General features: G+C 61.7%; 13 protein-coding genes and 1 riboswitch. Of the genes, 9 read left to right on the top strand and 4 right to left on the bottom strand.

Features of this window, described 5'->3' with window-relative positions:
- The first annotated feature begins 130 nt into the window (after window positions 1–130).
- The 4 genes from AC5YUO_RS13230 to ribB all read left to right on the top strand — a co-directional run bounded on the left by AC5YUO_RS13230 (window position 131) and on the right by ribB (window position 2905).
- Window positions 131–916: an adenosylcobinamide-GDP ribazoletransferase gene (locus AC5YUO_RS13230; RefSeq protein ID WP_496153614.1), complete on the top strand. Its 786-nt coding sequence runs from the start codon at window positions 131–133 to the stop codon at window positions 914–916.
- Between the two features lie 19 nt (window positions 917–935).
- Window positions 936–1127 carry a DUF1289 domain-containing protein gene (locus AC5YUO_RS13225; protein WP_496153613.1) on the top strand — a complete coding sequence of 64 codons (192 nt, stop codon included), beginning with the start codon at window positions 936–938 and terminating at the stop codon, window positions 1125–1127.
- Entirely contained in the window at window positions 1124–1831 is a 708-nt protein-coding gene (locus tag AC5YUO_RS13220; protein WP_496153612.1) for a TIGR02281 family clan AA aspartic protease, read from the top strand. The genes AC5YUO_RS13225 and AC5YUO_RS13220 overlap by 4 nt, the downstream gene beginning before the upstream one ends.
- A gap of 161 nt (window positions 1832–1992) precedes the next feature.
- A riboswitch (FMN riboswitch) is annotated at window positions 1993–2142 on the top strand.
- A gap of 121 nt (window positions 2143–2263) precedes the next feature.
- Entirely contained in the window at window positions 2264–2905 is a 642-nt protein-coding gene (gene ribB / locus AC5YUO_RS13215; RefSeq protein ID WP_080816685.1) for a 3,4-dihydroxy-2-butanone-4-phosphate synthase, read from the top strand.
- Window positions 2906–3179: 274 nt separating this feature from the next.
- Here the strand turns inward: ribB and AC5YUO_RS13210 are convergent, their stop codons facing one another.
- The 4 genes from AC5YUO_RS13210 to AC5YUO_RS13195 form a co-directional block, all read right to left on the bottom strand.
- Window positions 3180–3968: an SDR family oxidoreductase gene (locus AC5YUO_RS13210; protein WP_496153611.1), complete on the bottom strand. Its 789-nt coding sequence runs from the start codon at window positions 3966–3968 to the stop codon at window positions 3180–3182.
- Between the two features lie 14 nt (window positions 3969–3982).
- Window positions 3983–5461 (bottom strand): sugar ABC transporter ATP-binding protein, encoded by a 1479-nt coding sequence (locus AC5YUO_RS13205; protein ID WP_496153610.1) that lies wholly within the window; start codon window positions 5459–5461, stop codon window positions 3983–3985.
- 117 nt (window positions 5462–5578) lie between these two features.
- Entirely contained in the window at window positions 5579–6508 is a 930-nt protein-coding gene (locus tag AC5YUO_RS13200; protein WP_065115989.1) for a sugar ABC transporter substrate-binding protein, read from the bottom strand.
- Between the two features lie 132 nt (window positions 6509–6640).
- Window positions 6641–7621, bottom strand: coding sequence for an ABC transporter permease (locus AC5YUO_RS13195; RefSeq protein ID WP_404498339.1), 981 nt, complete (start codon window positions 7619–7621; stop codon window positions 6641–6643).
- 440 nt (window positions 7622–8061) lie between these two features.
- Here AC5YUO_RS13195 and AC5YUO_RS13190 point away from each other — a divergent pair, with 440 nt between their 5' ends.
- From AC5YUO_RS13190 to AC5YUO_RS13170, 5 genes are all read left to right on the top strand, one after another.
- Window positions 8062–8871: a transketolase gene (locus AC5YUO_RS13190; protein WP_496153609.1), complete on the top strand. Its 810-nt coding sequence runs from the start codon at window positions 8062–8064 to the stop codon at window positions 8869–8871.
- Window positions 8871–9827, top strand: a complete 957-nt coding sequence (locus tag AC5YUO_RS13185) for a transketolase family protein (protein ID WP_496153608.1) — start codon at window positions 8871–8873, stop codon at window positions 9825–9827. The genes AC5YUO_RS13190 and AC5YUO_RS13185 overlap by 1 nt, the downstream gene beginning before the upstream one ends.
- A gap of 115 nt (window positions 9828–9942) precedes the next feature.
- Complete coding sequence (locus AC5YUO_RS13180) at window positions 9943–11412, top strand: FGGY family carbohydrate kinase (protein ID WP_496153607.1); 1470 nt, start codon at window positions 9943–9945, stop codon at window positions 11410–11412.
- 20 nt (window positions 11413–11432) lie between these two features.
- Window positions 11433–12392: a sugar-binding transcriptional regulator gene (locus AC5YUO_RS13175; RefSeq protein ID WP_404498346.1), complete on the top strand. Its 960-nt coding sequence runs from the start codon at window positions 11433–11435 to the stop codon at window positions 12390–12392.
- Window positions 12393–12415: 23 nt separating this feature from the next.
- Window positions 12416–13201 (top strand): SDR family oxidoreductase, encoded by a 786-nt coding sequence (locus AC5YUO_RS13170; protein ID WP_496153606.1) that lies wholly within the window; start codon window positions 12416–12418, stop codon window positions 13199–13201.
- Window positions 13202–13207 lie beyond the last annotated feature (6 nt).

The following is a 13207-nucleotide window of genomic DNA, read 5'->3' as shown; positions in this document are numbered from 1 at the left end:
GGGTTGGCTGTCGCATCGGCTTATGCGTCCGGAACTTGTGTTTTCCGGCAAATCGGTCTTTGTTGCGCCTCTCATAATCGCGGATGCGCCGCGGAACAACCGGAAATGCAGCGACTGCAACGGAGAGAGCATGAAGGCCGGGGATTTTATAACAGATGTCATGCATTCCGTTGCCTTTCTCAGCCGCCTGCCCGTTCCCTCGCGGTTTTTCGCTGATGCCGACGGCGTGTCGATGCGCCGCACCGCCCGCGCCTTTCCCGCCGCCGGCCTACTGATCGCCCTGCCCGCCGCTTTCCTTGTGGTGGTTTTCGCAGCCTTCGACGCCTCTCCGCAGCTCACGGGCTGGCTCGTCATCGGCCTGACGGCGCTTATCACGGGTGCGCTGCATGAAGACGGCCTGGCCGACATGGCCGACGGTTTCGGCAGCGGCAAGGACAGGGCCCGCATGCTCGAAATCATGAAGGACAGCCGCATTGGCAGCTATGGCACGATCGCCATGGTGCTGTCCTTTGCGCTCCGCGCCACCGCGCTCGCCTCGCTGATCGAGGCGCTGCCGGCAAAAACCGCCGCCGCCGCCCTGATCGCCGCGCTTGTCCTGAGCCGCGCCCTGATGGTGTGGCACTGGCAGTCGCTACCCGCCGCAAAAACCTCCGGCATCGCCGCCGGCGCCGGCCAGCCGGGCACAAGCGAGCGCAACATCGCGCTTGTGATCGGGCTGCTGCTTTTCATACTCTTCACGCTGCACGCCCTGCCGCTCCTGTCGATTACACTCGTGCTGGCGGCAGCCTTTCTGGCGGCCGTGCTTTTCGGCAGGCTCTGCGACAGGAAGATCGGCGGCCATACCGGCGACACCATCGGCGCCTGCCAGCAGATCACGGAGATCGTTACTCTCGTCGCCCTTGCCCTTGCGGCCTGACGGCCTGATATAGATCCCTATGGAAACACCCTGCATCCATATCTGCCGCCTCGACGCGACCAACAGCCTCTGCATCGGCTGCGGCCGCACGCTGGATGAAATCGGCGGCTGGGCAGGCTATAGCGACGAAAAGCGCCGCAAGATCATGCGGCTGCTCCCACAAAGACTGGCAAATATGAGCGAGACCGCCAAGGAGACGCATACCGCATGAACAGGCTGACCATCGTTCTTCTCCTGCTGGCCGTGGGTCTTGGCCTGCTTCTCATCAATCACGACGGCGGCCGCACGCTCGGCATCGACAATGATCAATTCGCCCAGGTCCTTTATCTTGTTCCCATTGCCGGTCTCCTGTCGGCAGGCATTCTGGCGGGAAGACGCGGCAGTTTCGGCACCGTCATCCGCCAGCTCGCCGTCTGGCTCGTCATCATCCTCGGCCTCGTGTCGCTTTATCTCTATCGCTACGACCTGCAAGCCTTCGGCGACCGGCTGCTCGGCGGCCTGATGCCCGGTCGCGCCGTGGTGGTGACGACATCAGGCGGTGAACAGGAAATCGTGCTGCATAAATCGATGAGTGGCCATTTCGAGGCGAATGTCACCATCGAGGGCAAGACGATCCATATGCTGGTCGATACCGGCGCAAGCTCGGTGGTGCTCGCCAATGCGGATGCGGCCGTAATCGGCATCGACACCACAAACCTCCGCTATACCGTACCTGTCATGACCGCAAATGGCCGCACGGCGGCGGCCCCCGTTACGCTCTCCGAAATCGGCATCGGCCCCATCGCCCGGCGCAACATCCCCGCCCTCGTCGCCCAGGACGGCCAATTGGGCCAGAGCCTGCTCGGCATGAGCTTCCTGTCGACCCTCGGTTCGCTGCAGATGCAGACCGATGAATTGCGGTTGCGCGACCGGTAAGCTCGGGCCTTTGAGATTCATTCGCCGGCTTTCGGCACCAACCATTGGCGCCGGAAAGGAAATACCTCATCGCGGCGGCAATCGGGATATTCTTTTCGCGCAAAGGGGTGACGGCAGGCCATTGCCCCCTTGATTCCTTCCCATTTGATAATTTATGTTGGTCTTGTTCTCAGGGCGGGGTGCAATTCCCCACCGGCGGTATCGGGATCTTCCCGGAGCCCGCGAGCGCTTCCGGTCTCCAAAGCCGGAAGGTCAGCAGATCCGGTGAGAGGCCGGAGCCGACGGTATAGTCCGGATGGAAGAGGACAAGGCATAAGACGCCCGCGCGTGAGCGGGCTTCGCATTGCATTGTTCGCCCAAGGGATATTTGGCGCTTCTTGAAGCGCGAAAATGCCGCAAAACGGCATAACCCCTTGAAAGGCTTGAAATAGAATGACCATTGCTAAAATTGAAGACGCGATCGACGCCATTTCCCGTGGCGAGATGGTGATTGTGGTTGACGATGAAGACCGCGAAAACGAAGGCGATATCATCGCCGCTTCCGACAGCATCACTCCCCAGCAGATCGCTTTCATGATGAACCATGCCCGCGGGCTGGTCTGCGTCGCCATGCCGGGTGAGCGTCTGGACGCGCTCGACATTCCGCTGATGGTGTCGCGCAACACCGAATCCCTCAAGACGGCCTTCACCGTCTCGGTGGACTATATTCCGGGCACCACGACAGGCATTTCCGCCGCCGACCGGGCAGAGACAGTGCGCGCGCTGGTGTCGGAGGGTTCGCGCCCGGAAGACTTCGCCCGTCCCGGCCACATCTTCCCGCTGCGCGCCAATCCGCAAGGCGTTCTCGGCCGCACCGGCCACACGGAAGCCGCCGTGGACCTCTGCCGCCTTGCCGGGAAGTTTCCGTCCGGCACCATCTGCGAAGTTGCCAATGACGACGGCACCATGGCCCGCCTGCCCCAGCTCGAAGTCTTCGCCGAACGCCATGGCCTGCTCGTCGTAACAATCAAGGACCTCGTTGCTTACCTCAAGGGCGAGGTTGTCGAAGACGTGGTGCAGAAGCAGGTTGCCTGATCTGCCGCTCGTGTCGTGAATACAAAAACGCCCGGCGCGAGCCGGGCGTGATACTTGTGAAACCGTCTGGCTTCTCCTCTTCCGTCATGCCGGACTTGATCCGGCATCCAGCCACGGCGCGTCTGCGCCGTGAGAAGAGTCTTTTGTGATCAAAGACTTGATCGCACTGGACCCCGGATCAAGTCCGGGGTGACGGAGGGAAAAAGCCGCGTCAACCTGACCCATAGGTCTGGTGCGCCCTATCATCCACCTCAGCGCTAACGCGTCGAAAACCCTACCAGCAGCAGAAACCGCCATCCACCAGCAGATCCACGCCCGTCACGAAGCTCGCCGCATCTGACAGCAGGAAGATCGCCGGACCAACCATCTCATCCACGCCCGCCATGCGCTGCATCGGCGTCTGTTCTTCGAAGAGCTTGGTCTGATGCACCATTTCCGGCCGCGTATTCATCGGCGTTGCCGTATAACCCGGTGAGATGGTGTTGACGCGAATGCCGCGCCCCACCCACTCCATCGCCATGGATTTCGACATGTGGATGACGCCGGCCTTCGAGGCGTTGTAATGGCACTGCATCAGCCCGCGATTGACGATGACGCCGGACATGGAGGCGATGTTGACGATTGCACCACGACCGTTCTTCAGCATGGCACTGGCTTCCGCCTGACAGGACAGGAAAACGCCCTTCAGGTTGATGTCCATCATCGTCTGGAACTGGCTTTCCTCCATCTCCTCGGCCGGATTGGCATTGGCGATACCAGCCGCATTGACGGCGAGTGAAAGCGGGCCAAGCTCGGCCTCAGTACGCGCAACCGCTTCAGTCAACGCCTGCTTGCTGGTGACGTCAGCCGCAATCTGGATCGACTTGCGCCCGGCCTTGGCGATAAACTCGGCGGTCTGCGCCAGACCGTCATCGGTGCGGCGATCAAGCAGCGCGACATTGGCGCCGGACTGGGCAAGCCCCATGGCGATGCGCTGGCCGATGCCGGAGCCGGCACCGGTGACAAGTGCCACCTGGCCGGAAAGATCGAACAGTTTCGGCGCGTTGAGCGTGATGGTGGACATCGGTATTTCCTTCTTCAAATAGTAGCCAGTTCCATGACCGAAACGTCGTTTGCTTCGTCACGGTTGAGGATGCCGGCCTGTTTTCCCTGCGCGAGCACGAGGATGCGGTTCGATACGCCCAGCACTTCCTCGAGATCGGAACTGACGACGATGACGGCCACGCCGCTTTTGGCCAATCCGACGATAATATCGTAAATGCCCGCGCGTGCGCCGACATCGATGCCACGGGTCGGCTCGTCCAGCACCACCACGCGTGGATTGCGGGCAAGCCATTTGGCAATGACCACCTTCTGCTGGTTGCCACCGGAAAGATCCGACGCTGGCTGTTCGCTACGGCCCTTCACCCCGAATTTGGCGATGGCTTCCCTGGTAAAGGCGCGCTTGATGCGCGGCGTGATCCAGCCGGTGCCGACGCGGTCGAGATTGGCATAGATCAGGTTTTCACCGATCTCGTGCTCCACCACCAGCCCCTGCAATTTGCGGTCTTCCGGCACCATGACGATGCCCTTGGCTATGGCGTCCGCCGGGCTTTTCAGCGTCAGCACATTGCCATCCAGCAGCACCTCACCCGCACTCGTCGGGTCGGCACCGGATATCGCCCGCACCAGCTCGGTGCGTCCCGCGCCGATAAGACCGGCGATACCAAGGATTTCGCCGGCGCGAACGCCGAAGCTGATGTCACGGAAGGCATTGGTCGCGCCGGTCAGCCCCTTGACCTCCAGCACCACCTTGTCCTGCGGTTCCGGCAACGCCGGGAACAGGCGCTCCAGCGAGCGGCCGACCATGCTTTCAACAATGGTACGCACCGGCGTCGCGCTATCGGCAAATTCATGCACCCGCTCGCCGTCGCGCAACACGACGATGCGGTCGGTGATCTGTTTGATCTCTTCCATGCGGTGGGAAATATAGATGATGCCGACACCCTCGGCGCGCAGCTTGCGCACCTGCTCGAACAGAGCCTGCGTTTCCGCGCCGCCAAGCGCCGCCGTCGGCTCATCGAGGATCAGAAGTTTCGCATCCAGCGCCAGCGCCTTGGCGATTTCGATCAGCTGCTGGTTGGCGGTGGAAAGGCCGGCCACCTTGCGGGTGGCTGGAATGTGGAGATTGAGGCGCGCCAGCTGCTGCTGGGCTCTGCGCACCATCTCGGCGCGGTCGATAACGCCGTTCTTCATCAGCCATCGGCCGATGAACACGTTCTCGGCAATGGAAAGCTCCGGCAGAAGCTTCAGCTCCTGGTGGATGAGCACAATACCCTTGTCGATCGCCTCGCGCGGCGATGCAGGCGCGTAAGGCTGCCCAAGCCATGTCATCTTGCCCTCGGACGGCTCACGCGAACCGGCGATGATACCTGACAGCGTGGATTTGCCCGCGCCGTTTTCACCCAGCAACGCCACCACTTCGCCCGGATAGACATCGAGATCGACGGCTTTCAGGACCTCAAGCGGACCATAACGTTTGCTGATGCCACGGAGCGAAAGAACCGGCTCGCGCATGACGGGACCTCCCAGGACACATAAGCAGCGGGAATGCCCAAGCCTTGCGTCCGAAATAACCTAAAGACAAACCAATGAATGCCCCGCGCATCCCATGGGTCGCGCGGGGCAGCAGGATCAGGGATGGTTGGCGATGAAGCCTTCGACATTTTCCTTCGTCGTCAGCGTCGCATCGGAGAGCTGCACGGCCGGAACCTTCTCACCGCCGACGATCTTGACGGCCATTTCCACAGCCATGCGGCCCATCTTCTGGGTCTGCTGCGTTGCGGTCACATCGAAGACGCCGTTCTTCAGCGCCTCAAGGGCTGCCGTATCACCGTCGAAGCCGCCAACGACGATCTTCTGCGAAGGGTTGGCAACCTTGATTGCCTGCGCCGCGCCGAGCGCCAGACCGTCGGCCTGGGCAAAGACGATGGAAACATCCGGATTGGCCTGCAGCATGTTCTGCATGATCTGGAAGCCTTCATCCTGGCTCCACATGTTGGACCACTGTTCGGCAACGATCTTCACGCCGGAATTGGCGTTAACCGATTCCATGCAGCCCTTGGTACGGTCCACTTCCGGTGTCGTGCCCTTCTGGCCATGGATGATGACCATCTTGCCCGAACCGCCGGCCTGCTTGATGATGTAATCGCAGACCGCCTTGGCGGAGGCGACGGAATCGGTGGCGAGGAAGGTATCGCCCGGCGCGCCATCGGCATTGCGGTCGATGTTGATGACCGGAACCCCGGCGGCCTTGGCAAGCTTTACCGGAACGGTCGCGGCGGCGGCGCCGGCCGGAATATAGATCAGCGCATCGATGTTCTGGGTCAGCAGATCCTGTATCTGGTTCACCTGCGTCGGGCCATCGCCCTTGGCGTCGACGGTGACGACGGCAATGCCGCGCGTCTTGGCTTCGGCTTCAACGGCCTGCTTGATCTGGTTGAAGAAGTTCGCCTGCAGATTGGCGACGGCAAGGCCGATCTTCTTGACTTCGGCGGCATTGGCCTGGCCGAGCGACATGGCGAGAAGGGCGGCGGATGTCAGCAGAATGCGTGAAAATTTCATGATTATTCCTCCATTTGTTGATTGTTGACCTTCGGGCAGATCAAACCTCCTCCCCTCCGGCCGTTTTTCACGCCTCCCATACCGGGAGGGTCGTTTATTGCGCGGACGGCTCTTCGCCGTCCGCAGGCAAATTCAGCTTCTGCGGCGACGCAAGGTTTCAGCACCCACGGCCAGTACGATGACCACGCCGATGATGACCTGCTGCAAAAAGGGAGAAACGTTGAGCAGATTGAGGCCGTTGCGCAGCACGCCGATGATCAGCACGCCGATCAGGGTGCCGCCAATACCGCCCGCACCGCCCGAAAGCGAGGTTCCGCCGATGACGACAGCCGCAATCGTATCCAGCTCGTAACCGAAGCCGCTGGAGGGCTGCACCGAGTCGAGACGTGCCGCAAGAACGATGCCGGCAAGACCGGCCAGAACCGCGCAGGCGACATAAACGCAGATCGTCACCAGCGGCACGTTGATGCCGGCAAGACGCGCCACTTCCGGATTGCCGCCCACCGCATAGACGGTGCGGCCTTCGGAACGAAAACGCAGGAACGCCCAGGAAATCAGCACCACGACCAGCATCAGCAGCACGGTTGCCGTCAGCACGCCGAAATGACGCTCAATCGCCAGCATCATGAACCAGTCGGGAAAACCGACGATCTGCTGCCCATCGGTGATCATGTTGGCGAGACCGCGCGCCACCGACATCATAGCCAGCGTGGCAATGAAGGCCGGCACCCGGAAGGCGGTGACGAGAATGCCGACCACGAGCCCGCAGGCGGCAGAGGCGACGAGCGCCAGCACGATGGCCATGCCCATCGGCATGCCCGCGACATTGGCCGTCCAGCCCATGATCATCATCGACAGCGCCAGCACCGAGCCGACCGACAGATCGATGCCGCCGAGCAGGATCACGAAGGTCATGCCGACGGCCATGATACCGAGAACGGTGATCTGATCGAGAATGTTGAGGCCGTTCCTGAGCGACAGGAAGTTCTCGCTGGCGAAGGTCAGAAACACGCAGAGCAGCAGCAGGCCCAGAAGAGGTCCGGTCGCGCCGCTCAGCCAGGCAAGCGGGCTCCTGGCGTGCGTGACCCCCTCGTTGCGTTCAATCGCGGACATGGCTCCTCCCGGTGACTGTCTTGCATTTTTTAAACCGATTAGAATAATTATTCATCATCGGTGAAACATGCATAGGCCAGTTTTGAGAAGCTTGTCAATAGGGCGTTAATGGCGGAAAGGACCCTGCGGAGGATAGGATGGCTGGCGACTTACGTTCTCACCCTCATTCCTGTGCTTGTCACAGGAATCCAGCAGACGCGCGTCTGCGCGGCGGAAAGACTCCTTTCAGCCCAATGACTTGGGCTGACTGGATCCCTGTGACAAGCACAGGGATGAGGACGCCGCGAATACCCTTCCCCATGAAAAATTCTGCGGCACCGGAACAGAGCGGCTTGGGCCGAAACAAGAGAATCCGCAATTCCATCTTGACAGACACGCCATCTCTGCAATTATATAAATAGCTGTATAAATATTCACACGCATGTTTTGAAGAGGATTCCATGCAGCCCACAGAGCTAGAGCGCATTGCGCGCCAGATTCGCCTTCGCGACGTACAGGCTGTTTTCGAAGCGGGTGCGGGCCATGTCGGCGGCGAAATGTCCGCGATCGACATCATGACGGCCCTTTATTTCCGTGTCCTGCGCATCTGGCCGGATGATCCGAAGAACCCTGCCCGCGACCGTTTCGTGCTTTCCAAGGGCCATACGGCCTGCGCGCTTTATGTGACGCTGGCCAAGCGCGGTTTCATCCCGGAAGAGGAAATATCGACCTTCCTGCAGCCGAATTCGCGCCTCAACGGCCATCCCAACTGTAACAAGGTGCCGGGTGTGGAAACCAATACCGGCCCGCTCGGCCATGGATTGCCCGTCGCCGTCGGCATGGCCAAGGCGGCCAAGCTTTCCGGTGCGGACTACCACACCTATGTCATGACCGGTGACGGCGAGATGCAGGAAGGCTCCAACTGGGAAGCCATCATGTCCGCCGCGCAATTCGGCCTCAACAATCTGACGCTGATCGTCGATCACAACCGCTTCCAGCAGGGTGCGGCGCTTTCGGAAACCAATGATGTCGCGCCGCTTCGCCCGAAGCTCGAGGCTTTCGGCTGGGAAGTCAGCGAAATCAACGGCAACGCCATGGCGGACGTCGTGCCGGCGCTGGAGCATCGCGGCGACCGCCCGCATTGCATCGTCGCCCACACCAACAAGGGTCACGGCATTTCCTTCATGCAGGACCGCGTCGACTGGCATCATAAGGTTCCGAGCCGGGAACAATATGAAATCGCCGTCAAAGAACTTTCGGAGACATTGTGATGAACGCGCCCGTAACCGCCGCAAAATTGTATGACTGCCGCGATGCCTTCGCCGAGACGCTGGAGGCGCTGGCCGCCAACAATGACAAGGTCGTCGCCGTCTGCAACGATTCCGTCGGCTCATCGAAACTCGGCGGCTTCAAGTCGAAATTCCCCGAGCGCCTCGTGAATGTCGGCATCGCCGAACAGAACATGGTCGGCGTCGGCGCCGGTCTCGCCAATGGCGGCCAGTTGCCCTTCGTCTGCGGCGCATCGTGCTTCCTCACCGGCCGCGCACTGGAGCAGATCAAGGCCGACCTTGCTTATTCCAACGCCAATGTGAAGCTGATCGGCATTTCGTCGGGCATGGCCTATGGCGAACTCGGCCCTACGCATCATTCCATCGAAGATTTCGCCTGGACCCGCGTTCTGCCGAACCTGCCGGTCATCGCTCCCTGCGACCGCATCGAAACGGCCGCCGCCGTCAAATGGGCGGCGGATTATGCCGGCCCATGCTTCCTGCGGCTGTCGCGCGTCGGCGTGCCGGATCTGCTGCCGGAAGGCCATGTCTTCGACCTCGGCCGCGCCAATCTGCTGCGTGAAGGTTCCGATCTGACGCTGATCGCCAATGGCACGCTGACCCACCGCATCGTCAAGGCCGCCGATATTCTCGCCAGCCGTGGCGTCAAGGCGCGGGTGCTGAACATGGCGACCGTGCGACCCATCGACGAGGCGGCCATCGTCACTGCTGCGAAGGAAACCGGCGCGATCCTGACGGCCGAAGAACATTCGATCTTCGGCGGCCTTGGTTCGGCCATTGCCGAAGTCGTGGTCGAACAGGCCCCGGTGCCGATGAAACGTCTCGGCGTTCCCGGTGTCTTTGCCCACACCGGTTCGGCCGAATGGCTGCTGGATGAATTCGGCATGGCGCCGGCCGCCATTGCCGATGCGGCCGAAGCGCTGATCAAGAGAAAATAAGGTCTCCTCCCAGAGTCGTCGCGTGTCTTCGGATGCGCGGCGACACCCTTTTTGCAATATCGTCGTTTAAGCGCCGCAAGGCGGAACGAAAACTGCCGACGAAAGACCCCCCGTCATGCGCGCCATTTTGTCCATCGATCAGGGCACCACCAATTCCAAGGCCATTCTCGTCTCGGAAAGCGGAGAGTTGCTGGCGCGCGGCTCATCACCCGTCGGCATTACCTATCCGCAGCCCGGCTGGGTGGAACAGGATCCGAACCGCATCTGGGCCTCGGTCCGTGAAGCGATCTCCGCCTGCCTCGCCGCCGCCCCCTCTGCCGTCGATGTCGCGGCCATCGCCATTTCCAACCAGCGCGAATCCGTGACCATATGGGATGGCGAGACCGGCGAGCCGCTCGGCCCGGTGCTCAGCTGGCAGTGCCGAAGAACGGCGCAGGACTGCGCTGAACTGATCGAGAAAGGCCATTCCGAACGCGTCATGGCGCTGACCGGCCTGCCGATCGACCCGATGTTTCCCGGCGCAAAAATGCGCTGGCTGCTGGAGCGTGCCCCGAAGGGGCATAGGCTCCGCATCGGCACCATCGATAGCTGGCTGATCCATTGCTTTACCGGCGGTAAAGTCCATGCCTGCGACGCCTCCAACGCCGCCCGCAGCCAGGTGCTCGATCTCAACCGGCAGGTCTGGAGCGAGGAGCTTTGCGAGCTCTTCGGCATCGATATCAACGCCCTGCCCGATCTGCGCGACAGCAGCGGCGATTTCGGCACCACATCGGGCGTTCCCGGTATCAAGGACGGCACACCGATCCTCGCGGCAATAGGCGACAGCCACGCAGCCCTCTTCGGCCACGGCGCCTTCAACCCCGGCGACGGCAAGGTGACCTTCGGCACCGGTTCCTCGGTCATGACGACGCTGCCGCATTTCATCGCGCCTGAACGCGGCATCACCACCACGGTCGCATGGCGGCTCGGCGGCAAGCCGACCTTCGCTTTTGAGGGCAATATTCTCGTTTCGGCAGCCTCCCTGCCCTGGATGACGGAGATTCTCGGCCTGCCGGATGTCGCCGCGCTGGTGGAACTCGCCGCCACTGCCGAGCCAAACGGTCCCGGTTTCGTGCCGGCCTTCGTTGGCCTTGGAGCACCCTATTGGGATACCAATGCGCGCGCCCTGTTCTCGCAGATCAATTTCAGCACCACGCGTGCCCAGATGGCCCGCGCCGTCACCGACTCGATTGCCTTTCAGGTCCATGACGTCTTCGCCGCCATGCGCGCGCAGTCGCCTTCGGGTTTTGGACGGCTGTTCGTGGATGGCGGGCCGAGCCAGAACCGTTTCCTGATGCAATGCGTTGCCGACATGCTGCAACACCCCATCATCCAGCGTGACGCGCCGGAAGCCTCGGCACTGGGTGCCGCCTATCTCGCCGGCCTTGCCCTCGGTGTCTGGAGCGATCTCGATGCCATCGCGGCGTTGAACAGCAACGGCAACACCATCGCGCCGTCCGCGAGCGAAAACAGCCATCGGCTCAGCGTCTGGCGCGATGCGATTGCCCGCTCGACCTTGCCTGTAACCTCGGGTAATGGTGAATAAAAATTCACCCTGGAGGGCTTATGGGCAGGCTAAACGAACTTCGAATGATATCCCGCGTGGCGCAGATGTATTTCAGCGAGCACAAAAGGCAGGCGGAAATCGCCCAGCATCTCAACCTGTCGCAGGCCACCGTCTCGCGCATGCTGAAGCGTGCCGAGGCGGAAGGCATCGTCCGCACCAGCATCATTCCGCCGCCCGGCACCTATAGCGATCTGGAAGCGCAGCTGCGCGAACGTTTCGACCTGCCGGAGGCCATCGTTGTCGATTGCAGCGAGGATCGCGACGGCGCGATCATGGCCCGCATCGGCGAGGCAGCGGCGCATTTTCTCGAGGTGACGCTGTCGCAGAACGAGATCATCGGCGTTTCCAGCTGGAGCCAGACGATCTTCAAGATGGTGGAAAACATCCACCCGCTGAAAGGGTCGAAGGCGCGCTACATCGTGCAGACACTGGGCGGCATGGGCGATCCTTCCGTGCAGACGCATGCAACCCAGATCACCACCCGGCTGGCGCGGCTGACCGAGGCCGAACCGAAACTGCTGCCGGTGCCGGGCGTCGCCACCTCGCGGGAAGCGAAGCTCCTGATGCTCGCCGATCCCTTCGTGCGCGAAACCATCGATCTCTTCGGGTCCATCACGCTCGCCATCGTCGGCGTCGGTGCGGTCGAGCCATCGGAACTTCTCGCCCGTTCCGGCAACATCTTTTCCGCCAAGGAACTGGCCGATCTCGCCCAGGCGGGTGCGGTGGGCGACATATCGCTGCGGTTCTTCGACAGGCAAGGCAAACCGGTGAAGACGCCGCTCGACGACCGGGTCATCGGCCTGCCGCTGGAAAACCTCTCCAATGTCGACCGCGTCATTGCGCTCGCCGGCGGCTCGAAAAAGACCGAGGCCATTGCCGGTGCGCTCAGAACCGGCGTGATCGACGTGCTCGTCACCGATAAATTCACTGCCGAACGACTGGTCGGCCAGGAAACATAGCCATATCCCATAAAGGAGGAGACATGAGGCGCTTTGAAGGTCAATCCGTATTCGTGACCGGAGGCAACAAGGGCATCGGTTACGGCATAGCCCGCCGTTTTGCCGAGGAAGGCGCAAAAGTCGCCATCGCCTCAGTCGACAGGGACACGCAGGACGCCGCCCAAAAACTGGCCGACGAAACCGGCGCTGTCACCCATGGCGTCATCCTCGATGTGCGCGACGCGGCAGCGGTGCGCGAGGCCTATGGCGCTGCCGAGGAGGCGATCGGTCCGCTCTCCATCTCCGTCCAGAACGCCGGCGTCATCACCATTTCCAAGATCGAGGAGCTGACGCAGGAACAGTGGGATTTCAATCTCGACGTCAACACCAAGGGCGCGTTCCTCTGCTGCCAGGAGGCGATCCGCCGCTTCCGCGAAAGCGGCACCAAAGGCCGCCTCGTCAACACCGCTTCCGGCCAGGCGCGTCAGGGCTTCATCTATACCCCGCATTACGCCGCCTCGAAATTCGGCGTTATCGGCCTGACCCAAAGCCTTGCCAAGGAACTGGCGCCTGAGGGCATCACCGTCAACGCCATTTGCCCGGGCATCATCCACACCGAAATGTGGGACTATAACGACCGCGTCTGGGGCCAGATGCTGGGCGACTACAAGCCGGGCGAACTAATGGCCGAATGGGTACGCAACATCCCCATGCGCCGCGCCGGAACGCCCGCCGAAGTGGCGGCATTGGTGGCGTTTCTGGCCTCCGAGGATGCGGCATACATCACCGGCCAGACGATCAATGTCGATGGCGGCTTGATCATGTCGTAAGGCTTG

It is taken from the genome of Agrobacterium sp. LEGMi-208b, from assembly GCF_059511785.1.
This window is presented reverse-complemented; position numbering and strand designations above follow the sequence as displayed.

Bases quoted from the DNA above. Each gene is read 5' to 3' on its own strand.
- AC5YUO_RS13230 (WP_496153614.1), top strand. From the start codon at position 131: ATGAAGGCCGGGGATTTTATAACAGATGTCATGCATTCCGTTGCCTTT.
- AC5YUO_RS13225 (WP_496153613.1), top strand. From the start codon at position 936: ATGGAAACACCCTGCATCCATATCTGCCGCCTCGACGCGACCAACAGC.
- AC5YUO_RS13220 (WP_496153612.1), top strand. From the start codon at position 1,124: ATGAACAGGCTGACCATCGTTCTTCTCCTGCTGGCCGTGGGTCTTGGC.
- ribB (WP_080816685.1), top strand. From the start codon at position 2,264: ATGACCATTGCTAAAATTGAAGACGCGATCGACGCCATTTCCCGTGGC.
- AC5YUO_RS13210 (WP_496153611.1), bottom strand. From the start codon at position 3,968: ATGTCCACCATCACGCTCAACGCGCCGAAACTGTTCGATCTTTCCGGC.
- AC5YUO_RS13205 (WP_496153610.1), bottom strand. From the start codon at position 5,461: ATGCGCGAGCCGGTTCTTTCGCTCCGTGGCATCAGCAAACGTTATGGT.
- AC5YUO_RS13200 (WP_065115989.1), bottom strand. From the start codon at position 6,508: ATGAAATTTTCACGCATTCTGCTGACATCCGCCGCCCTTCTCGCCATG.
- AC5YUO_RS13195 (WP_404498339.1), bottom strand. From the start codon at position 7,621: ATGTCCGCGATTGAACGCAACGAGGGGGTCACGCACGCCAGGAGCCCG.
- AC5YUO_RS13190 (WP_496153609.1), top strand. From the start codon at position 8,062: ATGCAGCCCACAGAGCTAGAGCGCATTGCGCGCCAGATTCGCCTTCGC.
- AC5YUO_RS13185 (WP_496153608.1), top strand. From the start codon at position 8,871: ATGAACGCGCCCGTAACCGCCGCAAAATTGTATGACTGCCGCGATGCC.
- AC5YUO_RS13180 (WP_496153607.1), top strand. From the start codon at position 9,943: ATGCGCGCCATTTTGTCCATCGATCAGGGCACCACCAATTCCAAGGCC.
- AC5YUO_RS13175 (WP_404498346.1), top strand. From the start codon at position 11,433: ATGGGCAGGCTAAACGAACTTCGAATGATATCCCGCGTGGCGCAGATG.
- AC5YUO_RS13170 (WP_496153606.1), top strand. From the start codon at position 12,416: ATGAGGCGCTTTGAAGGTCAATCCGTATTCGTGACCGGAGGCAACAAG.